Raw genomic sequence first — 23,476 nt, forward strand, 5'->3', positions numbered from 1 at the left:
AAAGTTAGGTTTTTGTCAAATTTTGTTAAATGGTATGCGTAAGGTGTGTGTTAAGGAGGCCCAATGCAGTTCGACAACGTGCATGACGCACCACAAAAGCGCATAGTGCAAACGACTGACGTTGATGAGCAGGCGCATAATTTAACCTTGTGGCAGCAAATTTATGATCAAACCAGTAATGGTCAGTTTTATGGTTGTATAGAAGGGATTGATTATCCAGATTCACACGTATTTAAAGAGTTTACCCAGCGGGCACTCAGGCAGCAGTGTAATATTGCCCCTGAATCGTTATGGCTTGGCATTCCAGCACTATCTACCGACAGTAAAATAAATGGTTTACAAGTAGAGTCACATCATTTTATGTGCCGTAGTAGTGATTGTCAGTTTGAATTGGTCACCCCAGATGATTTCGATATTTATGGTGTGGTCATAAATCGAGACACATTGTTAACAATGGCTGATATTCAAGGGTTAACGCTCAAAGATTTGTCGAATCAATGCTGTGGCCGCTTAGCGACAACCCCTACAATACTTGCGCAAACACGCACCACGATTGAGCAGCTTATTAGCCATAATCATTTGGGCTTACACACGCAATTACAACAAGATATCCTTACCACTCTGGTATTAACATTACTAACTGATAACCATGTAAACCAACATATTGCGCCAAGTTATCATCATAGGTTAACCGTTGTAGAAAAAGTAAAAGACTACATTCAGCAGCATCCTCATCAGCCGATAACCATTACCCAATTGTGTCAGCATACCCATGTGAGTCGGCGCACCTTACAATACAGTTTCGAGTCAATTTTAGGCATTAATCCATTACGCTTTTTACGCTTAACCCGCCTCAATAACGTTAGGCGAGAGCTTAAAAAACCACAGCAAGATAAAACCATTGCTGTGATTGCAGCTAATTGGGGATTTTGGCACCCAGGACAGTTCACTAAAGACTACACGCAATTATTTGCTGAAAATCCATCGCAAACCCGGAATCGTTTTCAGTATTGAACGTAAATTATCTTATCTTCGTATCACACTTACGCTATTGTTTTACTTTTATTTGCGACTTGCCACAACCAAAGCAGAGGGAACTTATGCAACAAGATAAATTGAACACAATTCCGCAAGAGGCGTTTGATTGGTATGACGCTTATGCACATGGTGGCATGGATCGACGCACTTTCATGGCTAAGCTTGGTTCGTTAGTGGCGCTAGGTTATTCAATGAGTGTGCTAACCTCTGCTCTATTGCCTAATTATGCCATGGCTGAACAAGTGTCGTTTAACGATGCTGATATTAAGGCCAATTATGTTGAATTTGATTCACCATCCGGGCACGGAAAAGGCCGAGGCTACCTAGTTCAACCGACCCATGTTGATAACGACAAAGAAGGGCGTTTACCTGTTGTATTGGTTGTGCATGAAAATCGTGGGTTAAACCCCTACATTGAGGATGTTGCAAGACGCTTAGCCAAGGTTGGTTTCATTGCTTTAGCGCCCGATGCATTGTTTCCATTAGGGGGCTATCCAGGTAATGATGATGAAGGTAGGCAAATGCAGCGCACGCTCGATAGAAGCAAAATAGAACAGGATTTTGTCGCTGCGGCTGAGTTTTTAAAAACCAATCCACGCAGTAATGGGAAATTAGGTGCGGTTGGATTTTGTTTTGGCGGGTATATTGTCAATCATCTTGCTGCATATAAACCAGACTTATTACAAGCAGGTGTACCGTTTTATGGCACACCGGCTGAAAAAACATTAAGAGCCAATATTAAAGCGCCGTTACTCATTCAATTAGCAGAACTTGATGAACGCGTTAATGCAACCTGGCCAGAATACGAACAAGATTTAATCGCAGCCAAAGTGCCTTACACCTTGTATATGTATGATAAATGCAATCATGGATTTCATAATGACTCAACAGGGCGCTTTGATGAAGTTAATGCTAATTTGGCATGGGAACGTACATTAGCCTTTTTTAATGAGCACATTCAATAGTGTAAGTGAGACTTATAAAGGGTAATAATTTGCCCTTTAATGTCGTATGATTTCTGTTTATATACTTTTTATGCGATTGAATTTAAGGTGTTATTTTTTGATTTTGGCTTTTTTAGTTGATCTTGTGATTTGAGTCACTAAACATTTCGTTAAGTTAATTGAGTATTATTAAGTTAGTTATATTGCTTAATGGGTTTATATTTTTCTAATGAACACTTATGTTTTATCGAGTAATCATATAGTATGTTTTATTAATAAAGCATACTAAAAAGATCATAGGAAATGACGAATGCCATGTTTTACTCATAACCTGCAACATAATGACTAATCCAGACACAAAAGCTATTCATTTGAAGCAAGCTATTTCGCAATATGGTGTTCCTTCTATTTTGCTCGCTGATGACAGTTTAACCCAACAATTTGTCATTAAAGCCGTGCTAGAAAATGTTGGTTTTAATGTAGATTGTGTCGATGATGGTGAAAAAGCACTCGCGCAAATCAAACACAAACGATATGACATTGTACTAATGGACGTACAAATGCCTGTACTCGATGGTATTTCTGCCACCCAGCAAATAAGACAACAATTCTCATTTGAGGTATTGCCTATTATCGCCCTAACAGGCGATGCTGAACTCGATGATCAATCTCCAGCTATTGTTTCGCTATTCAATGCATTGTTATTAAAGCCAGTAGACAGTAAAGATCTTATTGAAGCCATTATTGGACTATGGAGCCCACAAACAGATTCGTCGACAATTCTTCAGCAAACAACAGTTGTGAGTGATAATCCAAACCTTGTCAATTCAATTGTGCAGCTTGCACAACACCCATCGTTTGATTTGAGTGGTGGCGTTTATGAATGGGTCGGCGAGGCGGCTTATTTGCGCGTGTTAAATGCATTTGTTCGAGTGTACAAACCTTATGTCGTTGCACTAACATTAGATGACCAACAAACATTAACACAAGCAGAGCAACATCGATTTTTTCATAAACTTAAAAGTGCTGCCGCAGATGTTGGCGCAATTAAATTAGTTAAGATTATTGAGCGATTTGAACTAGATAACCATGTCAGTATTAATGAAATTAATAGCGAATTAACATTGGTGATTAATATGCTTAGACCATTAGAGGTGATTGCCAATGAGTAGTAAAATTGCATATTAATTACGATTTATTTCATTTTTTATATTAAAATGACGTGCAATACCACAGATTAAACACGGCATTACAAAGGGAGTTCACCAATGTCAGAAGATCAACAGCCGGATTTAAAAACGAGCACTAATAATCAACCCCCTAAACTTATTGTGGTTGGTGTGGGTGCCAGTGCCGGCGGTCTTGAAGCACTTCAATCACTTCTTTCAAATATGCCTACCGACAGTGGTATGGCACTGGTTGTTGCACAACATTTATCGCCATCGTATAAAAGCATGATGACGGAACTATTGGAAAAGGAATCGACAATTTCTGTGGTAACGGCTGTAGACAACGCCCCAATTGAACCTAATAAAGTGTACATTTGTCCGCCTAATTCAAATATTGAAATTACCGCAAACGATAGGATAAAACTGTTAAGTTACCCTGATGTAAGGCATACACCACGCCCGTCAGTTGATATGTTGTTCGAGTCTATTGCAGAACATAAAAATGATTTTGCTATTGGGGTCGTGTTATCAGGTACTGGTACTGATGGCAGCCGAGGTATTAGAGCGATTAAAGGCGAAAATGGGTTTGGTATTGTGCAAGACCCTCATGACGCTAAATATGATGGTATGCCTAATTCTGCGATTAATTCAGGGCATGTTGATCTTATTTTGCAATCAACTGAAATTGGCCACGAATTAAAAAACATTATTCACTTCCCTCGCAATACCGGTATTGATAATGATGGCACCATGCCACGTGAAACATACCATGGGATTATTAAACAGCTTAAAGCACGGCGTAATGTTGATTTTTCTTTGTACAAAGAAAACACAATTTTACGCAGAATTGAGCGACGAATGACGTCTTTAAAAATCCATCATTCCGCTGATTATTTGGCTCACTTACAAGATAATAAAGATGAGATAAATTATTTATTCAACGACATGCTGATTGGTGTAACCTCATTTTTTAGAGACCCTCGTGCGTTCGATAATTTACAGCGTGAATTGACCAATTATATTCAAAACAAATCGAATAAATCGTTACGTTTTTGGTGTGTTGCCTGTTCTACAGGTGAAGAACCGTACACACTAGCCATTATTTTAAGTGAGATTCTTGGCGATAAGATTGATGATTATAAAATTCAAATTTTTGCCACTGATATTGACCAAAATTCGATTAACTTTGCTCGCTTAGCTATCTATCCTGAAACCGCCTTAAACTTTATACCTCGTTCGATTAAAAATAAATATTTTGTGCTTAACAGTGAACAATATGAAGTGATTAAACCGATTAAATCGAAAGTGATATTTTCGGTGCATGATGTCAATAACGATCCGCCGTTCTTACGACTCGATTTGATTACTTGCCGTAACTTGATGATCTATTTTACTGTTGAGCTTCAACGTCAAATTTTGCCCATGTTTCATTATGCGCTTAACCCGAAAGGGTTATTAATGCTCGGCCAATCTGAGTCTATTGGTGTTTTTCAAGAGCAATACCGTCCTTTGTCTAAAACCGGCAAAATTTATGAAACATTATTTGTGGGTAAACAATTGCCGCCTGAGCGTAAAGCTAACCGTGGTGTAACCTTATCGACCAATAATATTCAGGAGTTAAAACCTCTATTATCGTCACAGCACAATCGTAATAAAGTTGATGCTGAATTGGCAAACATAATTGCAGATACGTTACGAGAGTACGTATTGCCCAATGCGATTTTATTAAATGAAAACCAAGATATTATTTTCACCCAGGGTGACAATGCGTTGTTGGTTCGACCAACGGGATTACCTTCAAACAATATCTTCAAAAACTTACATCCGCAGTTATCGATCGATTTACGCAGTGCGTTTCATAATATTCAAAATGGCCAAAAAATAGCCGATACCGGTTATCAGTCATTTAATTTAAACGGCAATAATGTTTGGGTTAAGTTGATATTATTATCGATTGAGCGCGAAGTAGCCATTAGGCAGCTTAACTCTGATTTTTTCGCAAATTGAGCAACCTGAAAATATTCCATTGCTCACTACAGATAAGCAAGAAACGTCTAACCAAGCTATTGCATTAGAGCAACAACGTTTATTAGCTAAAACTAAAGAGCAGTTACAAAATGTCATTGAAGAGTTAGAAACCTCAAACGAGGAAATGCAATCGATGAATGAAGAGCTACAAAGCTCAAACGAAGAATTGCAAAGCTCAAACGAAGAACTCGAAACCACCAATGAAGAGTTGCAATCGACCAACGAAGAGTTACAAACCGCTTATGCTGAATTACGCATGGCTTATGAAGAACGTGAGCATCAACGCAATGAGCTTGATACTTTGAAAGTGGAGTTAGAACATTCAAATACACTTCAATATGAAGCTGAAAAGTCTGCGCAAATGGGGTCATGGTTTTGGGATGTTTCTTCTCGTAAACTTGAGTGGAGTAACGGTTGTTATGAACTGTTTGGGTTAGACAAAGAAGTGTTTCATCCTTCGTATGAGGCATTTATTGGTTTAGCCTCTGGTGAATATCGCAGCCGATTAGAAGAGCAGTTAACCAATTTATTGCACAATAAAGCCACCCAGCCATTTATTTTTGAAGCGTTAGACGTTAATCGCAATATTACGATTATGTCGTTAGAAGCCGTGGTGTCGTTTAATGATTTAAAACAAGCTACCAGAGTGATGGGGACTATTCGCGATATTACTAGCACCGTTATGAAAGAGAAGGAACAAGTTGTATATAAAGATACCATTACTTATTTGCTCAATAATACTCTAACGGCTTCGTTTGTAATGGATATCGATAAATTACAAATTGAATACATTAACGCAGCGTTCCAAAAAATATTGGGATATTCTGAGGTCGTTATCAACACCTTAGCAGATGAAAAATTATTTACCTTATTTAACACTAAAGATGCCGTCGTTTTCAAAAATATTGTCGATAAAGTTGCTCTGTCCAGTGTGGGCGAATGTTTTCCAGGCCAATACGCTATGAAGCTAAAAGATGCTAATGAATTTGTCAGTGTTTATGCAAACCATACAGTATACGAAGTTGACGAGACGACAGGGAAGCCGAACAAAATGTTGGTGTCTCTTTTTGCTGCACAATAATGCGCTAAGGTTGCATAAACGTTATATTTACGCAACCTTGGTACGACGTAGTTCATTAAGTCATCATTCATTAATGATGCGTAGTAAAAGTTAAGGAGAAATTTTGGAACAATATAACGGAATTGGTGTTCCTTGTATTTCAACAACACATAAGCTAGAAATTGTCGGCTTTAATGATGTTGCCAAAAACATGTTTGGTCGTGCATTAACGATGACACCTATGGGAGAAAAACAAATCGTTCTCACGGCTTTAGTCAATTCTAATGTGTCAAACTTTCTCTCTTGGGTAACAAATAACGATCAAGATTACTTAGAGTTAAAAGTTTTATGTCATGGTGCAGTTAAACACTTTGTGGCTAATTTTAAGAGTGTTAACCAGATTGACTCATTGGGCAATGAAATTCAGTTATACAATTTTTGCTTTTTTCCTTTGGACAGTTATCACTCATTAAACAAAGATTTTAATCTGTATCGCAGTGTGTATATGCACTCTACTCAGGCGATCTATATTACTGATCATCAACATAATATAGTGTCGATAAATCCAAGTTTTGTTAACCTATTAAGTCGTTCTATTAAAGACGTTATGGGTAAAAATGACGGTATGATATATACCCAAGATTCGCATACCAGATTACAAGAGTTACTTGCGACGTTAGCGACTGAACGGGATGATGTCAGCGAGCGCTTAGAGTGTATTAGGCGGTACCCTAACGGTGATCCGGAGATCATTTACTGTAAAGTACATATTAATGTGATTTTTGATGAGGAAACTCAAGAGAAACAATATTTGCATATACTAGATGATGTCACTCAGCAGGTGTCTATTGAACAATCATTATCTAAAGCGGCCTATACAGACAGTTTGACTGGCTTGTCTAACCGAATGAGTTTCAACGAAAAGTTTAAAAGTATGTACGATTCGGCCCAAAGGCTGGGTGAAAAGTTGTGTGTATTTTATATCGACTTAGATCGATTTAAATATTTAAACGACGAGTATGGTCATGATTATGGTGATTTATTACTTAAGCATGTAAGTGAGCGTTTGGTTGGCTGCTTTAAAAAACAAGACTTAGTGGCGAGAGTTGGTGGTGATGAGTTTGTCGCAGTTATTCAGTCTGATGAAGATGTTGAATGTTTTGAAAGTATTGCATTACGGGCTATCAACGAATTATCGAAACCCTATACTTTAAATGAATTAAGTTACACTTGCACTTGTAGTATTGGCGTTTCAATTTATCCTGATGACGCAGTCGATCAGGAATATCTCTTAAAAGCTGCTGATAGCGCCATGTATATTGCTAAGCAAAATGGTCGCAATAATTTTTCCTTTTTCGATTTGAACCACAAAAAGATTGAAGACGAACATCAAAAAATCATTAAAATTGTAGAAAAAGCATTAGCTGATAATAAGATTATTCCATATTTTCAACCAATCCATGATGTCGTAACTGGCAATTTAGTGTCTTTTGAAGCACTGGCACGTTACAGCAACGAGAAGAAAGAAATTTTACCACCCAGTTATTTCATGCCGTCTATTGAGCAAGATGTATTGCTCATTGGTTTAGGTGTGACCATTATAAAACAAGTGGTGACACAATTAAGAATGCTTGAGTCGCACGGTGTGACGATTCCAATATCAATCAATTTATCTTCTTATCAGTTACTCTCTGAAGTGATTATCAAGCAACTTGAAATGATTGCGTTACGATTCCCTCAATTTGTCCCTTTATTGAACATCGAAATTACCGAAACTTTAATTTTTGAAAATAATCAGTTTGTGATAGTTAACATAGCACGCCTAGTCGAATGCGGCTTTAAGTTAATGCTTGATGATTTTGGCACGGGTTACTCATCCATTTATTCGTTAAAAAAATTCAAATTTGAAACAGTTAAAATTGATAAAACGTTCATCGATGACATCAATTCAGGCAATATAGAAGACCAAACCTTACTCAACACTATTATTTCTTTAGTGAAAAACCTAAAATTAAATATTATTTGTGAAGGTGTTGAAACGGCATCGCAAGTCGCTTTTTTAAAAGATAAACACTGTGGTTACGCCCAAGGATTTTTTATTCGGAAGCCATATCGAAAGCGAAAATGCATGAATATATAAAAAAGAACAGTAAACAAGATACTTTCTTACCTATCAAAATACCTATGTAATAGAGATTATTAATGAGTACCCAAAAGCTTGCTAAAGTGTTAATTATTGATGATGAGCATTCTTCTATTGAAGTTATGACCACCATGCTTGAGTCAACCATGACAGTGTATGTTGCCGAAACAGCTGAAGAAGGCTATAACTTGTTGCAATTGCATGACATTGACATCATTTTATTAGATGTTGATTTACCGGATCTTTCAGGCTTTGACTTGTGCAAAAAAATTAAATCAGATCAATGTTTTGTCGATATTCCAGTGATTTTTATTTCTGGTTACAAAGATCTTATTTTCGAAATTCAAGCATTTGAAGCGGGTGGTATTGATTACCTCACTAAGCCCATTAGTCCTGTAAAAATGCTCATTAGAATGAGCGTGGCACTCAAGATTAAATTACCTATTCCAAACGCTAAGAACATTCGTTTGGGTTAATCTATACATTATTCATACTCTTTATTAAAATATTAAAATTTTGTTTATACAGCGTTGAATGTAATTTGAACATTAGTGCCTTTGCCGACTTCAGATTGAACTTCGATACTGGCATTTTGCTGTTGCAATATTTGTAATACGATAGACATCCCGATACCTGTGCCAGTACCCACAGGCTTAGTGGTATAAAATGCATCAAACATTCTTTGTTTTACTTCAGGTGGCATACCGCATCCATTATCAATAATATTGAGTTTGATAGTGTTGTCATGTTGCGACAGCGTAATGGTGATTATGCCGTCATCATTGTCTTGTTGTTCACAGGCTTGTATCGCATTGACTAATATATTTACCAGTATTTGATTAAGCTCCCCAGTGTTAGCGCTTATCGCTGAATCTGATGAATATATCAATTCATCAGTTAATGATGAGCAGCTTTTTGTGCTAAGAGATGCCAGTGTTCTTACTGTGTATATTTTGACATTATGGGGATTTTCAATCGATCTTTGCAAAGTGATTTTAATGCAAGATCATCCAGAATTTCGTGTTCAAGAGGTAAACGAAGATAAACTGGGTTTAATTATGTATTTAGTTAAATTGAAACTTTTATGTAAACTCGAGAAAACTGAAAAAGAGAACCTCAAAAACTTGGTTGTGGACACAAAAATAGTCGATTGGATAGACGAAAACTTATAAGTCTAGTTTGATATTTAAAGCCGCTACTCCGTTAATTGCAACTCATTGCTATTGATTAAAACACAATGTCAGTGCTGTTAGTGCTAAGTCTGTTTTTGAGCATTAGACGCGGCAATAATCATCTTATTTCTAAGCCACTTGTTAGCGGGTTCTTTGTCTACATTCACATGCCAATATAAATGCACGCCAATATCTGGTAATTCAACAGGTAAAGGGTGCATGACAATATCGAGCATTTCACTGTACATCTCAGCCGCGGTTTTGGGTAACGTTAATAGCATGTCGTTACTTAAAATCACTTTACAAGCAGACAAGGCTTGTTGACAACGCAGCGAAATTTTTCGGTGATATCCCATTCTCGACAATTCAAAATCTTCTAATCCAGGTCCTGTAGAGCGAGATGATACCAGTACATGGTCAAGTTTAAGGTAAGTGTCTAAGTCGAGCGTTGTGGTGAGTGCAGGGTGGTCTTTTCGGGCAACCACCATCAATTGATCACTTTGTAATTGAGTGTGACGAATATTATTGCTCACTGGGATTAATGCATCGATGGCTAAGTCGATATCACCACTGGCCAATTTGTTTTCTAACTCACTGCGATTTACCCGCTTATTACTGTTTAAGTGAATGGCAGGAGATTCTACAGAAAGGCTTTCTTGTAAAATCGGTAGGTAATAGGGCTCTAATGAACCATGTAATGACAACGAAAAGCTTTTACGTGACGTCAGTGGTTCAAATTGTCTTGATTGTACTAGGCATACCTGCAACTGATGCAACGCTTCGCGCACATCATCAATTACATTCTTTGCCACGGGAGTGAGCCGCATTTCGTTACCTTGCCTGATAAACAATGGATCGTCGAAATGATTACGTAATTTCCCCAATGAATGACTCACCGCGGGTTGCGACAAATTTAACACCGACGCGGCTTTAGTAATATTGCCTTCGCAATATATAGCATCAAAAACCACAAACAAATTCAAATCAATTTTCATGCTCACTCCGTTGAATTAATGACAGATTAAACCACTTATCTCTACAGCATGTTATCTCGTCAATAAACAACATGATATGCATAGCCTACTATTCAAATGATAAATAGTAGGGTATTAGAACTATTCATTTGTTCAATTTAGAGCTTGAGATTAGCATAGTCAAGTAGATTCGCTTCAACTCATTTTGGTTATCCGTAGCGCATTAATTAAGTTAGAGACTCACAATGGCAACGATATATTTGATCCGACATGGACAAGCTTCATTTGGCAGTAGTGATTACGACCAACTGTCTGATAAGGGGAGTCAGCAAGCCTCAATACTTGGCCAATATTGGCGTTCACGTCCTTTACCAAGTAAGTATTATTGCGGCGATTTATTACGCCATGGCCAAACCTTGTCACATTTTGCAAAAGGGTTAGAAACTGACGCTACACCCATGGTGATACATTCTGGTTTTAATGAATTTAATCATGTTGATATATTGCAAAAATTTAATGGCGATTGGCATCATTTTTCGGAAAAAACCAAGCAACTTCAGCAATATGAACACCCCAACAAAGTCCTGCATAAAGAATTTTATCAAGCATTAACTCGTTGGATGAGTGGAAAACATGATTTGGAATACAAAGAAAGCTGGCCACAATTTAAAAGCCGCTGCATCCGCGCTTTGAAAGATATTATCGAACAAGAGCTCGTTTCTCGACGGGCATTAAACAGTAGCAAGCCAGATGTTAAAGGTAATGCCAAGCAAGCCAAAGACATTTTAGTGTTTACTTCTGGCGGCACTATTTCAGCCATATTGCAGCACATGTTGCAGCTAAATGATAAACAAACCCTGGCCATTAATCAGCAAACTAGAAACACCAGCGTCACCAAGATATTGTTTTCGGAAAAAATGTTAAGTGTTGATTATTTCAATAACTACAGCCATTTAGAACAAGCTGGTGAAGAATGGATAACCTTTAGGTAAAGGTACAAAGATAAGCATTTACACCCTCTGCGGTGCTACACATGATAACGACAACAAGGACATAAAATGAATACTGGTAATTTATTTGATTTAACAGGGAAAGTGGCATTAGTCACAGGTGCTAGCCGCGGTATTGGTGAAAGTGTCGCAAAAGTGTTGGCGCAATATGGCGCTCATGTCATCGTATCTAGCCGTAAAATTGATGCTTGCCAAGCCGTTGTAGACCAAATTGTTGCCGATGGCGGCAGTGCTCAGGCGATTGCCTGTCATATTGGTGAATTAGAGCAAATTGACTCAATTTTCGCAGCCATTACAAAGCAACATGGCAAGTTAGATATTTTGGTTAACAATGCGGCGGCAAACCCTTACTTTGGCCACATTATCGATACTGACCTAACTGCATTCCAAAAAACCGTTGATGTAAACATCCGTGGTTACTTCTTTATGTCTACCAACGGCGCAAAATTAATGAAAGCCAGTGGCGGCGGCTCGATCATTAACGTGGCCTCTGTTAATGGTGTTATTCCTGGTGATTATCAAGGCATTTATTCTGTGACTAAAGCGGCTGTTATTTCTATGACGCAAGCTTTTGCAAAAGAATGTGCTCAATTCAATATTCGTGTTAACGCCTTACTCCCTGGCGGTACCGACACCAAGTTTGCTTCAGCGCTCGTTGATAACCCAGCCATTTTAAAACAGATGATGCACCACGTGCCGATGAAACGGGTCGCCCAACCTGACGAAATGGCTGGCACTGTGTTGTATCTAGCCTCAAATGCATCAAGTTACACCACGGGTACTGCCATCAATGTTGATGGTGGTTACTTGATTGGTTAACGATTCAAAACAAAAGCAAAAAACGAATATCACGCATAGGAATTTATGATGACTAGCACTCAAAACACCAACATCAACAAGCTATTTGAATCATTTTCAAATAAATCGTTATCGCTTAAAAACAAAACTGTTATGGCACCGATGACCCGCGCGTTTTCGCCAAACTATATCCCCAATGACGAAGTTGCCGCATATTACCGCCGCCGTGCAGAAGGGGATGTGGGGTTAATTATTACTGAGGGCACCTTTATTTCCCATAAAGCGGCTAACGGCTATGAAAATGTGCCGGCCATTTTTGGTGAGCAAGCCCTAGCCGGTTGGAAACACGTAGTTGATGAAGTACACGCCGCCGGAGGCAAAATTGCGCCACAGCTTTGGCATGTTGGCGCGGTGAGAAAACCCGGTGTAGAGCCAGACAAAGAAATGCCTGCGTACAGCCCATCTGGATTATACAAACCCGGTGCACCTAATGGCGTTGCCATGACACAAGCTGACATTGATGAAGTGGTTGCTTCATTTGCCCAAGCTGCACTTGATGCAAAAAACATTGGTTTTGATGCGATTGAAGTGCATGGCGCCCATGGTTACTTAGTTGACCAATTCTTTTGGGAAGGCACTAATCAACGCGATGATAAATACGGTGGCACGCTAGAAAACCGTACTCGCTTTGGCGTTGAAATCGTTAAAGCAATCCGTGCTGCAGTGGGCGATGACTTTACTATTATCTTCCGTTTCTCGCAGTGGAAACAACAAGATTACACCGCAAAACTGTGCCAAACCCCTGAAGAGTTAGCCATCTTTTTAAGCTTACTCAGTGATGCGGGTGTGGATATTTTCCATGCGAGTACACGTCGCTTCTGGATCCCTGAATTTGAAGGCTCTGAGTTAAACCTGGCTGGTTGGACTAAAAAGCTGACTAACAAGCCCGTGATCACCGTGGGCAATGTTGGTTTAGACAACGACTTTATCGGCGAAGGTAATGCTGATTTATCGGGCACTTCAAACCCTACAGGTATTGATGAATTATTGGTGCGCTTAAATAACGACGAGTTTGATTTAGTCGGCATTGGCCGTGCGTTACTGGTTGATCCGCAATGGGTGAACAAAATTAAAACTAATGCCATTGATGAGATTAAGCCGTTTAACAAAAAATCATTAATGTCGCTTAGCTAAACCATTTGCAGCTATCCATTAGCGCCACTTACTAAGATCCAGTAAAAGGACACCATATGAATTTTGAATACAGCGAAAAAGTTCAAGGGTTAATTAACCAAGTCAACGAGTTTATGGATTTGCACGTTTATCCGGTTGAGGACGAAATGCACAGGCAAGTTGCCCTTGATCCATGGTCAACGCCACCGTTAATGGAAGAGCTTAAGGCCAAAGCAAAAGCGCAAGGTTTGTGGAACCTGTTTTTACCTGTGGCATATGGCCAATACAGTGGCGGGTTAACCAATTTAGAATATGCGCCATTAGCAGAAATTATGGGCAAAGTAATGTGGGCGCCCGAAGTGTTTAACTGCGCTGCGCCCGACACTGGCAACATGGAAGTATTAGCTAAATACGGTAATGAAGCGCAAAAAAAGCAATGGTTAGCTCCACTGCTTGAAGGCAAAATTCGCTCAGCATTTGCTATGACCGAGCCCGAAGTGGCCTCAAGTGATGCAACCAACATTGAGTTGAGCATTGTTCGCGATGGTGACGAATATATTATCAATGGCCGTAAGTTTTACATCAGCGGTGCCTGCCGTAAACAATGCGAAATCATGATCGTGATGGGCAAAACTGACCCAGACAATACCAACCGCTATATTCAACAATCTCAAGTGCTTGTGCCAATGAACACCCCTGGGGTCAAGGTAGTCAGGCCGATGCAAGTATTTGGTTACGATGACTCACCAGAAGGGCATGCAGAAGTGACGTTTACCGACGTACGTGTGCCCGTTGAAAACATCATCGTAGGTGAAGGCAAAGGCTTTGAAATCGCCCAAGGCCGTTTAGAGCCAGGGCGAATTCATCACTGCATGCGCTCAATTGGCATTGCGCAGCGTGCATTAGATTTGATGTGCAAACGCGTCAGTGAGCGAATTGTATTTGGCCAGCCGATGATTAAGCAGCAATCAGTACGTGAAGACATTGCCAAATCGGCTTGTCAGATTGAACAAGCTCGTTTAATGACCTTAAAAGCGGCGCAAAAGATGGATGTCGATGGCAACAAAGCTGCTAAAGATTTAATTGCCATGATTAAAATTGTCGCGCCTAGCATGTCACTCGATGTAATAGACCGTGCCATTCAATGCCATGGCGCCGTGGGTGTCAGCCAAGATACTTTTTAGCGCACGCCTGGGCTGGCCAGCGAACTCTGCGTTTAGCAGATGGCTCTGACCAAGTGCACATGATGCAACTTGGCCGTGATTTAGTGAAAAAAGTCGCGCAATAACCTTGCAGGCAGGCCAATAATCGCTGGGGTGAGTTGGCCTGTCATTATTATTGATGACTGTCATTAATCTAATAATAAGAGTATTTACAAATGCCACATACGTTTCCTATTGATAATGAAAAGCTTAGTGCTTATTTACAGCAACATGTTGAGGGCTTTCAAGAGCCTATCACACTTGAGAAGTTTCCGGGCGGTCAATCAAACCCCACATACAAACTTAACGCTAAGTCGGGTGTTTACGTACTGCGCCGCCAACCACCAGGTAAATTATTAAAGTCTGCTCATGCGGTTGACCGTGAATACCGTGTGCTTAATGCGTTGAAACACAGTGATGTACCCGTAGCCGAGGTGTATCACTTATGTGAAGACAGTAATGTTATCGGTTCAATGTTTTATTTAATGGAATATTGCGATGGCAAGGTGTACTGGAGCGCATCATTAGCAGATGTTGACACTAATGAGCGCCGCGGCGCCATGTACGATGCAATGAATAGCACTCTCGCAGCATTACACAGTGTAGATGTAAATGCCGTTGGCTTAACTGATTATGGCAAAGCGGGTAATTATTTTGAACGTCAATTGGGCCGTTGGACTTCACAATATCGCCTAACTGAATTACACACTATCCCCGCTATGGATGTGTTAATTCAGTGGCTTGAGGACAACTTGCCAGAAGATGACGGCCGTGTATGTTTGGTACACGGGGATTTTCGTTTAGACAACATGATGTTTGCCAAAGACAGCCCTAAAATCATCGCCGTACTTGATTGGGAGCTTTCTACTTTGGGTCACCCTTTTGCCGATTTAGCCTACCAATGTATGCAACTGCGTATGCCAGCTGGCATGGGCACCATTGACGGCTTAAAAGATGTAGATCGAGCCAATTTAGGCATTCCGAGCGAAGAAGACTATGTTGCGCAATATTGTCAACGTATGGGCATTGAACGTATCGATAACTGGGCGTTTTATTTAGCGTTTAGTTTTTTCCGTTTGGCCGCAATTGCTCAAGGTGTGGCTAAACGCGCCAGTGAAGGTAATGCCTCAAACGAAAACGCCAATAAAGTCGGTTCGTTTGTTGCGCCACTGGCTAAAATGGCATTACAAGTCATCAACACCGCTGAATAACCATAAAAACAACAAGACCATCAATTACAGGAGTTACTCGCATGGATCCATTATTAGATTTTACTGGCAAGGTTGCCGTGATCACAGGTGCTGCACAAGGTTTTGGTAAGTTACTGTCTCAGGAGCTGGCAAAACGTGGCGCAAAATTAGTCATCAGCGACATCAATGAAGCTGGCGTGCATAAAGTAGCAGATGACATCGCCGCAACAGGCGCTGAAGTGGTCGCAATGAAATGCGATGTATCAAAAAATGAGTCCTGTAAAGCCATGGTCGATACTGCGCTTGAGTATTTTGGCCGCGTTGACATTGGGGTTAACAATGCCGGAATAGCTCATGAATTTATGCCACTGCACATGATTGATGAATCAATTTTAGACAGCCAATTTGCGATTAACGTTAAAGGTGTTCAGTTTGGTATGCGCCATCAAATTGCGCAAATGCTTAAACAAGGTGAGGGGACAATCCTCAATGTTAGCTCAATGGCAGGTTTAGGCGGGGCAGCCAGAGGCAGTGCGTACTCTATGGCAAAACACGCCGTTATTGGCTTGACCAAAACCGGTGCGGTTGAATATGGCCGCGACAACATTCGTATCAATGCCATTTGTCCGTTCTTTACCTTAACACCTATGGTGACCAACTTTGCTGACGAAGAAAAGCAAAAGAAAATGGCTCGCGGTGCACCGATGAACCGCCTTGGTGAGCCAAAAGAGATTGTTGCTGTGATGTTGATGATGTTGTCGCCAGCAAATACTTATATGACCGGACAATGTATTGCGGTAGATGGTGGTGTATCTGCGTTTTAAGCCGCAGAGAGTTATCCCTGTATTCACACCTTGTAGCCAATAAGAAGAGAGTATTATGCCTGCAACATTAATGAATGAACGCGACCTTGAGTTTTTGCTGTACGAGTTATTTGACAGCGAAGGCTTAATTACGCGAGAGCGTTATCAAGATCATGATCGTCAAACGTTTAATGAAGTCATCAACACAGCAAAAACCATTGCTGAAAAACATTTTTTACCCATAAGGCAAAAGCTTGATACCGAACAGCCGACCTTTGATGGCACAAAAGTTCATATTGTGCCTGAGCTCAAAACCGCAATTTCAGCGGTAATTGAGTCTGGTATTGGTTCGGCCACAGCTGATTACGATTTAGGTGGAATGCAAGTGCCGCCGATTATAGCCAGTGCTGCAGGGGCTTTTTTAAGTGTTGCTGGCGGTGTGGGTATGGGTTACAACATGCTTACAACCGCAAATGCCAATTTGTTACAAGCCCACGGCAGCGATGAGCTTATCGATACCTGGGTAAAACCGATGCGCGAAGGTCGCTTTATGGGCACCATGGCCATGACAGAACCGGGCAGTGGTTCTGGTTTGGGCGATCTGATCACCAAGGCGGTAAAAGGTGATGATGGTACTTATCGTATTAGCGGTAATAAAATTTATATTTCGGGTGGCGACCACGACTTAAGTGAAAACATTGTTCATTTAGTGTTAGCGCGTATTCAAGGTGCACCTAAAGGGGTGAAAGGGATTTCATTATTTGTGGTGCCCAAATTTTTACTCAATGACGACGGCTCGATAGGTGAAGATAACGAGGTCGCCTTAGCGGGTTTATTTCATAAAATGGGTGGCCGCGCGCAAACCTCTACAGCACTGAGTTTTGGTGAAAAAAATGGTTCGGTAGGTTATCTTGTCGGTGAAGAAAACTGCGGCCTTAAGTATATGTTTCATATGATGAACGAAGCGCGCATTATGGTCGGCACTGGCGCAGCAGTGATTGCCGTTGCGGGTTATCAATACTCGGTTGATTACGCTAAAAATCGTCCCCAAGGTCGGTTACCTTCGTGTAAAGACCCACTGTCGCCCATGGTCAATATTATTGAGCATGCAGACGTAAAGCGTATGCTACTGGCTCAAAAGGCCTATGCTGAAGGCGCAATGGCATTGGTGTTATATGGTACTCAGTTAAGTGATGACGAGCATACCGCCGACACTGAAGAGCTGCGCCAACATGCACATACCTTATTAGACTTTTTAACCCCAATCATTAAAACCTGGCCGTCAGAATACGGCCACTAAAGCTAACTCTTTAGCGATTCAAGTGATGGGCGGCCATGGCTATATTAACGAGCATCCGGTAGAGATGTTTTATCGTGATAACCGTTTAAACCCGATTCATGAAGGGACTACTGGGATCCAATCATTAGATTTACTGACTCGTAAAGTGCCAATGAACAAAATGCAGGGGTATAAGGCTACGTTACATGAAATCGTTAAAACCCTTGATGAAGCTAAGCATTACAGCAGTTTACAGCCAATGACTGAACAACTTAGTGAGGCTCTGGCGACACTCTCTACCACTACAGAAGCAGTATTAACGGCAATGGCGACCAAGAATATTGACCTCGCCTTGTCTAACTCAGTTAAGTACCTTGAGCTATTTGGTCATGTCATTATTGCCTGGTTATGGTTAAAACAAAGTATTGTGGCCACTAAAGCTTTAGCAGAGAAACCACATCAGGCCGACGTGCATTTTTATCAGGGTAAATTACAAGCTGCGCAGTATTTTTACCGCTTTGAATTACCAGAGATCAATGTGTGGTCGAAGTTGCTCACACAAACAGACAGCACCAGCTTTGATATGCAGCCAGAGTGGTTTTAAAGATGTAATGTATTGAAGCTGTTAAGGTGAAAGTCATTTCTGATTAGGATTAAACCAAGCATTACTCATTGATGGGGTAATGCTTTTTTGTTTTTAAGTGTTTAATAAATTGGTCATAACTATTCATATAGGTAATATCTAAGTATCAAAACTATTCATTTGTTTAATTCGTTTGCCCCAATTAGCATGAGATATCGCTTAAATTTCATTCATGGAGCGTACTGCTACAGTACATAGGGGAACGGAAATGCCGACAGTCATTAATCGCAATGAAATTACACAGTATATTGGCCATCAAGCCGCGCCAACGAGTTGGCATCAAATCAACCAACAGCAGATTAACCAATTTGCTGACTGCACCTTAGATCATCAATTTATTCACGTCGATGAAGAAAAGGCCAAAGCGACACCCTTTGGCTCAACTATCGCTCACGGTTTTTTATCGTTATCCATGCTGTCGCATTTTGCAGAAGAATTTAGTGTCATTATTGATGGCTTTTACATGGGCTTAAATGCCGGATTCGATAAAGTACGATTTTTGCAACCCGTAACGGTTAACAGCCAAATTAGAGCGCACGCTAAAACCTTGTCGATTGAAGAAAAAAAGCCTGGGCAATTCCGTCTATCAACTGAAGTCACCATTGAGATTGAAGGTTGCGATACTCCAGCATTAGTCGCCGAGTGGATTTCAGTGCAAATGGTGAAGTAGTCAAACATTGAGCCAGTTAGACACAAATTACATATAACAATAAAAATGATTAAGCATATTGAGGGGACAAAGATGACTATCAGTTTTGCAGGACAAGTGGCTATCGTCACAGGCGCGGGTAACGGATTAGGGCGTTCGCATGCATTAGCCTTGGCTAAGCGTGGTGCTAAAGTGGTGGTAAATGATCTAGGCGGCGCACGTGATGGCAGTGGCGCTTCGTCTGCAGCCTCACAAGAAGTGGTTGAGTTAATACAAACTATGGGCGGCGAAGCCATAAGTCATGGTGCAAATGTGGCAAATTTTGAAGAGGTTCAGGACATGGTGCAACAGGCCATGGACAAGTGGAGCCGCGTTGATGTGTTAATTAACAATGCTGGCATTTTGCGTGATAAATCATTTTCAAAAATGACCTTAGATGACTTTAAGTTAGTGATGGATGTACACGTGATGGGCTCCGTTAACTGCACTAAAGCAGTGTGGGAAATCATGAAGCAACAAAACTATGGTCGAATTGTAATGACAACCTCATCAAGCGGCATGTATGGTAATTTTGGTCAGGCTAATTATGGTGCGGCAAAAATGGCACTGATTGGGTTAATGAATACCTTAGTGCTTGAAGGTGCAAAAAATAATATTCACATTAATGCATTAGCGCCCACCGCCGGCACCCGCATGACAGAAGATTTAATGCCAGAAGACATCGTTAAAGCCTTTGCGCCAGAAGCCGTAACAGCAGGCATGTTGACCTTGTGTGATGAAGATGCACCTAACCGATTTATTTTATGTGCTGGCGCTGGCGGTTATTCAAGTGCCGGTATTTTTGAAACAGACGGCTGCTTTATTCCCACGGCTAATCAAAGCCCTGAAACGGTACGTGAAAATTGGGACCAATTAACGGCACAAGACAAACAAAAAGCATTGGTGTCGGGCGCGCAACAAGGTGAAAAATTTATCATGAAAGCCATGGCATTCATGAAAGCGCAACAGTAATTATAAATTGATTAGATTATTGCGAGGTCACTGGGGTGATTTCGGTTGAGTGGTGTTATTGGGTTCAACACCCCCACTCATAATGTGCATTAAATAAGATGCACTCTATATAAAAGGAATTTGTCATGAGAGAAGCCGTCATCGTATCAGCCGCCCGCACGCCTATTGGCAAAGCCTACCGTGGTGCATTTAATGATTTATCTGCGCCAACGTTATCAGCCGTTGCTGTTAATGCGGCGGTCACACGCGCGGGTATTGACCCAAATGAAATTGACGATTGTATTTTTGGTGCGGCATTAACTCAAGGCAACCAAGGCATGAACTTTGGTCGTCAGGTCGCTATGGCAGCCAACCTACCTGTTTCTGTGCCAGGCATGACCGTTGATCGCCAATGTTCATCTGGTCTAATGTCAATTGCCATTGCCGCAAACCACATTGTGGTTGACGGCGCCAGTGTCGTTGTCGCCGGTGGATGTGACTCAATCAGTTTGGTGCAAAACGATAAAATGAACATGCACCGCGCCGTAGACCCAAGTGTAAAAGCTTATCGTCCAGCCATTTATATGCCCATGCTTGATACTGCCGAAATCGTGGCCAATCGCTATGATATTTCGCGGGAACGTCAAGATGCTTATGCACTGACTTCACAACAGCGCACCGCTGCAGCTCAGGAGGCGGGTAAATTCGATGATGAAATTGTGTCAGTAAGCTGCACTAAGTTAGTGATGGACAAAAACAGCGGCGATATTTCAAAAGTGCCTGTGACCCTGACAAAAGATGAAGGTAATCGTCCATCAACCAATATCGAAGGCTTAGCTGGCTTAAAAACGGTGAAAGATAACGGTTCTATTACTGGCGGTAATGCCTCGCAATTATCAGATGGCGCAGCAGCGGTTGTGGTAATGGAACGTGAACTTGCTGAACAGCGCGGCCTTAAACCATTAGGCGTATATCGCGGTATGGTGGTTGCAGGATGCGAACCTGACGAAATGGGCATTGGGCCTATCTATGCCATTCCAAAGTTGCTTGAACGCAATGGTTTAGCCATGGATGACATTGGTTTATGGGAAATCAATGAAGCCTTTGCTGTGCAGGTGATTTACTGTGCCGAAAAGCTGGGTATTCCTGCTGACAAATTAAATGTCAATGGCGGTGCAATATCGATTGGTCACCCTTATGGCATGAGTGGCACACGCATGGTGATGCACGCGTTAATAGAAGGAAAACGTCGCGGAGTTAAATACGTGGTGATTAGTATGTGTATTGGTGGCGGTCAAGGCGCAGCGGGTTTGTTTGAAGTGTTGTAAGCGTTTAGTTGCTTGTTTGAAGGTCATCATAATAATAAAAACGGCGATAGTTTTCGCATCATAATAAAGGGGACAGTATTATGGAAAAAGTTTGGCTACAAAAGAGTTACCCGCCTGGGGTTGAGTTTGAAATCGATCCAGATAAATATAACTCATTGGCAGAATTGTTTTTTAAATATACCAAGCAATATGCAAGTAACACGGCATTTATCAATATGGATGTCAGCATTACCTATCAACAACTCGAACAACAAGCAAAAGAGTTTGCGGCTTACTTGCAAAACGATTTAGGTTTAGTCAAAGGCGACAAATTTGCCATTATGATCCCAAATGTACTGCAATATCCTATTGCCTTATTTGGTGCTTTAATTTCAGGGTTAACCGTTGTTAACGTTAACCCTTTGTATACCGCACGAGAATTAGAACACCAACTTAAAGACTCTGGTGCAAAGGGCATTTTAATTCTTGAAAACTTTGCCCATGTATTGCAGCAAGTGATCAATAAAACAGATGTTAAACATGTCATTACCACTAGCGTTGGTGACAGGTTAGGCTTGATTAAAGGCGCGTTAATTAATGGCGCCATTAAGCATCTTAAAAAACAAGTTCCGCCTTTTGATTTACCTAACGCGGTTAAGTTTAATGATGCCATGGCTAAAGGCAGTAAAAGCAAATTTACGCCAGTCGACGTAGTGGGGGCTGATTTAGCCTTTTTACAATATACCGGTGGTACGACAGGCTCTTCAAAAGGTGCCATGTTGACGCACCGTAATATGGTGGCCAACCTTGAACAATCAAACGCAGTAACCAAAAACGTATACGAAATTGGTAAAGAGTTTATGGTCACGGCATTGCCGCTTTACCATATCTACGCATTAACCTCTAATTGCCTGGCATTTTTACCCTTTGGTGGTCAAAACCTACTGATCACGAATCCACGCGATATGCCAGGGTTTGTTAAAGAGTTAGCCAAGTATAAATTTACCGTCATCACAGGGGTAAATACCTTATTTAACGGTTTGCTAAATACCCCAGGTTTTGATCAATTAGATTTTAGCGCACTTAAAATGGGTTTTGGCGGCGGTATGTCGGTACAACGCCCAGTGGCTGAACATTGGGAGCGTGTAACTCACTCTAAATTGTTAGAAGGTTACGGGTTAACAGAATGTGCACCATTGGTGACAATGAGTCCGTACAATCAAGAAAAATACAATGGTTCTATTGGCTTGCCTGCATCATCGACTGATATTCGTTTAGTTGGCGCTGATGGTGAAGATGTTGCCTTAGGCGAGCCTGGCGAAATGTGGGTGAAAGGACCGCAAGTCATGAAAGGTTATTACAATCGCCAAAAAGCCACTGACGAAGTATTAAGAGACGGCTGGTTAGCCACCGGTGATATTGCCACCATGGATGAAAATGGTTTCTTTAGAATTGTTGACCGTAAAAAAGACATGATTATTGTGTCTGGATTTAATGTATTCCCTAATGAAATTGAAGAAGTGATTGTCGCGCATGAGGGTGTGCTTGAAGCCGCTGCAGTGGGAGTGTCTTGTGATGCGACTGGTGAGCGGGTAAAAGTGTACATTGTACGTAAGGATCCTAATCTTACTGAGCAAGATATTTTTGATCATTGCGCTGAAATGTTAACCAATTATAAGCGCCCTAAAATCATCGAATTTATGGACGAATTACCCAAAAGTAATGTCGGTAAAGTATTGCGTAAAGACTTGCGTAGTAAGGCATAGCTTATCAACAGCGCTGAGTCGGTGGTATATCGACTCAGCGTGTCTTTACTCCTAAGTCATCGTCAGTTCTCACAATGCAATAGGTCACCTCGGTGTTAACCACATTCACTTTGCCATTGTGTCGCTGCAAAAGTAAGT

At 40.9% G+C, this 23,476-nt stretch carries 21 protein-coding genes and 1 pseudogene; 20 read left to right on the top strand and 2 right to left on the bottom strand.

Going from position 1 to position 23,476, the window contains the following annotated elements; all coding sequences use genetic code 11:
• Positions 1-63 precede the first annotated feature (63 nt).
• The 7 genes from N4T56_RS08400 to N4T56_RS08430 all read left to right on the top strand — a co-directional run bounded on the left by N4T56_RS08400 (position 64) and on the right by N4T56_RS08430 (position 8,858).
• Positions 64-1,014: a helix-turn-helix domain-containing protein gene (locus N4T56_RS08400; RefSeq protein WP_261732887.1), complete on the top strand. Its 951-nt coding sequence runs from the start codon at positions 64-66 to the stop codon at positions 1,012-1,014.
• 86 nt (positions 1,015-1,100) lie between these two features.
• The gene (locus N4T56_RS08405) at positions 1,101-2,003 is read left to right on the top strand and encodes a dienelactone hydrolase family protein (protein ID WP_261732888.1); all 903 of its coding nucleotides are present in this window, start codon (positions 1,101-1,103) and stop codon (positions 2,001-2,003) included.
• Positions 2,004-2,323: 320 nt separating this feature from the next.
• Positions 2,324-3,154 carry a response regulator gene (locus N4T56_RS08410; RefSeq protein WP_261732889.1) on the top strand — a complete coding sequence of 277 codons (831 nt, stop codon included), beginning with the start codon at positions 2,324-2,326 and terminating at the stop codon, positions 3,152-3,154.
• A gap of 96 nt (positions 3,155-3,250) precedes the next feature.
• Positions 3,251-5,158, top strand: coding sequence for a chemotaxis protein CheB (locus tag N4T56_RS08415; protein WP_261732890.1), 1,908 nt, complete (start codon positions 3,251-3,253; stop codon positions 5,156-5,158).
• A gap of 19 nt (positions 5,159-5,177) precedes the next feature.
• Positions 5,178-6,260: a PAS domain-containing protein gene (locus N4T56_RS08420; protein WP_261732891.1), complete on the top strand. Its 1,083-nt coding sequence runs from the start codon at positions 5,178-5,180 to the stop codon at positions 6,258-6,260.
• Between the two features lie 103 nt (positions 6,261-6,363).
• Positions 6,364-8,379, top strand: a complete 2,016-nt coding sequence (locus N4T56_RS08425; RefSeq protein WP_261732892.1) for a putative bifunctional diguanylate cyclase/phosphodiesterase — start codon at positions 6,364-6,366, stop codon at positions 8,377-8,379.
• A 62-nt stretch (positions 8,380-8,441) separates the two neighbouring features.
• Positions 8,442-8,858, top strand: a complete 417-nt coding sequence (locus N4T56_RS08430; RefSeq protein WP_261732893.1) for a response regulator — start codon at positions 8,442-8,444, stop codon at positions 8,856-8,858.
• 44 nt (positions 8,859-8,902) lie between these two features.
• Here N4T56_RS08430 and N4T56_RS08435 read toward each other — a convergent pair whose 3' ends face one another.
• Positions 8,903-9,271 carry a sensor histidine kinase gene (locus tag N4T56_RS08435; RefSeq protein WP_261732894.1) on the bottom strand — a complete coding sequence of 123 codons (369 nt, stop codon included), beginning with the start codon at positions 9,269-9,271 and terminating at the stop codon, positions 8,903-8,905.
• Between N4T56_RS08435 and N4T56_RS08440 the strand changes: the two genes are divergently transcribed.
• Positions 9,234-9,554: a hypothetical protein gene (locus tag N4T56_RS08440; protein ID WP_261732895.1), complete on the top strand. Its 321-nt coding sequence runs from the start codon at positions 9,234-9,236 to the stop codon at positions 9,552-9,554. The genes N4T56_RS08435 and N4T56_RS08440 overlap by 38 nt on opposite strands.
• 83 nt (positions 9,555-9,637) lie before the next feature.
• On the opposite strand, the gene N4T56_RS08445 is transcribed toward N4T56_RS08440, so the two are convergent.
• Entirely contained in the window at positions 9,638-10,549 is a 912-nt protein-coding gene (locus tag N4T56_RS08445; protein ID WP_261732896.1) for a LysR family transcriptional regulator, read from the bottom strand.
• Between the two features lie 224 nt (positions 10,550-10,773).
• On the opposite strand from N4T56_RS08445, the gene N4T56_RS08450 reads away from it, so the two are divergent.
• The 12 genes and pseudogenes from N4T56_RS08450 (at position 10,774) to N4T56_RS08505 (ending at position 23,338) form a co-directional block, all read left to right on the top strand.
• On the top strand, positions 10,774-11,520 hold the full coding sequence (locus N4T56_RS08450; protein ID WP_261732897.1) for a histidine phosphatase family protein: 747 nt from the start codon (positions 10,774-10,776) through the stop codon (positions 11,518-11,520).
• A 66-nt stretch (positions 11,521-11,586) separates the two neighbouring features.
• Positions 11,587-12,357, top strand: coding sequence for an SDR family oxidoreductase (locus N4T56_RS08455; protein WP_261732898.1), 771 nt, complete (start codon positions 11,587-11,589; stop codon positions 12,355-12,357).
• A gap of 48 nt (positions 12,358-12,405) precedes the next feature.
• Positions 12,406-13,530 carry an NADH:flavin oxidoreductase gene (locus N4T56_RS08460; RefSeq protein WP_261734782.1) on the top strand — a complete coding sequence of 375 codons (1,125 nt, stop codon included), beginning with the start codon at positions 12,406-12,408 and terminating at the stop codon, positions 13,528-13,530.
• Positions 13,531-13,586: 56 nt separating this feature from the next.
• Positions 13,587-14,797 (top strand): annotated as a pseudogene (locus N4T56_RS08465) (acyl-CoA dehydrogenase family protein).
• A gap of 90 nt (positions 14,798-14,887) precedes the next feature.
• Positions 14,888-15,922: a phosphotransferase family protein gene (locus N4T56_RS08470; RefSeq protein ID WP_261732899.1), complete on the top strand. Its 1,035-nt coding sequence runs from the start codon at positions 14,888-14,890 to the stop codon at positions 15,920-15,922.
• Between the two features lie 41 nt (positions 15,923-15,963).
• The gene (locus N4T56_RS08475) at positions 15,964-16,725 is read left to right on the top strand and encodes an SDR family NAD(P)-dependent oxidoreductase (RefSeq protein ID WP_261732900.1); all 762 of its coding nucleotides are present in this window, start codon (positions 15,964-15,966) and stop codon (positions 16,723-16,725) included.
• 55 nt (positions 16,726-16,780) lie between these two features.
• Entirely contained in the window at positions 16,781-18,004 is a 1,224-nt protein-coding gene (locus N4T56_RS08480) for an acyl-CoA dehydrogenase family protein (protein WP_261732901.1), read from the top strand.
• A 25-nt stretch (positions 18,005-18,029) separates the two neighbouring features.
• The gene (locus N4T56_RS08485; protein WP_261734783.1) at positions 18,030-18,587 is read left to right on the top strand and encodes an acyl-CoA dehydrogenase C-terminal domain-containing protein; all 558 of its coding nucleotides are present in this window, start codon (positions 18,030-18,032) and stop codon (positions 18,585-18,587) included.
• A 247-nt stretch (positions 18,588-18,834) separates the two neighbouring features.
• The gene (locus tag N4T56_RS08490; RefSeq protein ID WP_261732902.1) at positions 18,835-19,296 is read left to right on the top strand and encodes a MaoC family dehydratase; all 462 of its coding nucleotides are present in this window, start codon (positions 18,835-18,837) and stop codon (positions 19,294-19,296) included.
• A gap of 72 nt (positions 19,297-19,368) precedes the next feature.
• Positions 19,369-20,286: an SDR family NAD(P)-dependent oxidoreductase gene (locus N4T56_RS08495; protein ID WP_261732903.1), complete on the top strand. Its 918-nt coding sequence runs from the start codon at positions 19,369-19,371 to the stop codon at positions 20,284-20,286.
• Positions 20,287-20,411: 125 nt separating this feature from the next.
• On the top strand, positions 20,412-21,593 hold the full coding sequence (locus tag N4T56_RS08500) for an acetyl-CoA C-acyltransferase (protein ID WP_261732904.1): 1,182 nt from the start codon (positions 20,412-20,414) through the stop codon (positions 21,591-21,593).
• An 80-nt stretch (positions 21,594-21,673) separates the two neighbouring features.
• Positions 21,674-23,338: an AMP-binding protein gene (locus tag N4T56_RS08505; RefSeq protein WP_261732905.1), complete on the top strand. Its 1,665-nt coding sequence runs from the start codon at positions 21,674-21,676 to the stop codon at positions 23,336-23,338.
• Positions 23,339-23,476: the final 138 nt, after the last annotated feature.

Source organism: Shewanella phaeophyticola (assembly GCF_025398315.1).
GTDB lineage: Bacteria > Pseudomonadota > Gammaproteobacteria > Enterobacterales > Shewanellaceae > Shewanella > Shewanella phaeophyticola.

Excerpts from the sequence above, each read along its gene's own strand:
- N4T56_RS08415 (WP_261732890.1), top strand. The coding sequence starts at position 3,251 with ATGTCAGAAGATCAACAGCCGGATTTAAAAACGAGCACTAATAATCAA.
- N4T56_RS08455 (WP_261732898.1), top strand. The coding sequence starts at position 11,587 with ATGAATACTGGTAATTTATTTGATTTAACAGGGAAAGTGGCATTAGTC.
- N4T56_RS08445 (WP_261732896.1), bottom strand. The coding sequence starts at position 10,549 with ATGAAAATTGATTTGAATTTGTTTGTGGTTTTTGATGCTATATATTGC.
- N4T56_RS08405 (WP_261732888.1), top strand. The coding sequence starts at position 1,101 with ATGCAACAAGATAAATTGAACACAATTCCGCAAGAGGCGTTTGATTGG.
- N4T56_RS08430 (WP_261732893.1), top strand. The coding sequence starts at position 8,442 with ATGAGTACCCAAAAGCTTGCTAAAGTGTTAATTATTGATGATGAGCAT.
- N4T56_RS08475 (WP_261732900.1), top strand. The coding sequence starts at position 15,964 with ATGGATCCATTATTAGATTTTACTGGCAAGGTTGCCGTGATCACAGGT.
- N4T56_RS08410 (WP_261732889.1), top strand. The coding sequence starts at position 2,324 with ATGACTAATCCAGACACAAAAGCTATTCATTTGAAGCAAGCTATTTCG.
- N4T56_RS08460 (WP_261734782.1), top strand. The coding sequence starts at position 12,406 with ATGACTAGCACTCAAAACACCAACATCAACAAGCTATTTGAATCATTT.
- N4T56_RS08450 (WP_261732897.1), top strand. The coding sequence starts at position 10,774 with ATGGCAACGATATATTTGATCCGACATGGACAAGCTTCATTTGGCAGT.
- N4T56_RS08470 (WP_261732899.1), top strand. The coding sequence starts at position 14,888 with ATGCCACATACGTTTCCTATTGATAATGAAAAGCTTAGTGCTTATTTA.
- N4T56_RS08500 (WP_261732904.1), top strand. The coding sequence starts at position 20,412 with ATGAGAGAAGCCGTCATCGTATCAGCCGCCCGCACGCCTATTGGCAAA.
- N4T56_RS08490 (WP_261732902.1), top strand. The coding sequence starts at position 18,835 with ATGCCGACAGTCATTAATCGCAATGAAATTACACAGTATATTGGCCAT.
- N4T56_RS08505 (WP_261732905.1), top strand. The coding sequence starts at position 21,674 with ATGGAAAAAGTTTGGCTACAAAAGAGTTACCCGCCTGGGGTTGAGTTT.
- N4T56_RS08400 (WP_261732887.1), top strand. The coding sequence starts at position 64 with ATGCAGTTCGACAACGTGCATGACGCACCACAAAAGCGCATAGTGCAA.
- N4T56_RS08480 (WP_261732901.1), top strand. The coding sequence starts at position 16,781 with ATGCCTGCAACATTAATGAATGAACGCGACCTTGAGTTTTTGCTGTAC.
- N4T56_RS08485 (WP_261734783.1), top strand. The coding sequence starts at position 18,030 with ATGGGCGGCCATGGCTATATTAACGAGCATCCGGTAGAGATGTTTTAT.
- N4T56_RS08495 (WP_261732903.1), top strand. The coding sequence starts at position 19,369 with ATGACTATCAGTTTTGCAGGACAAGTGGCTATCGTCACAGGCGCGGGT.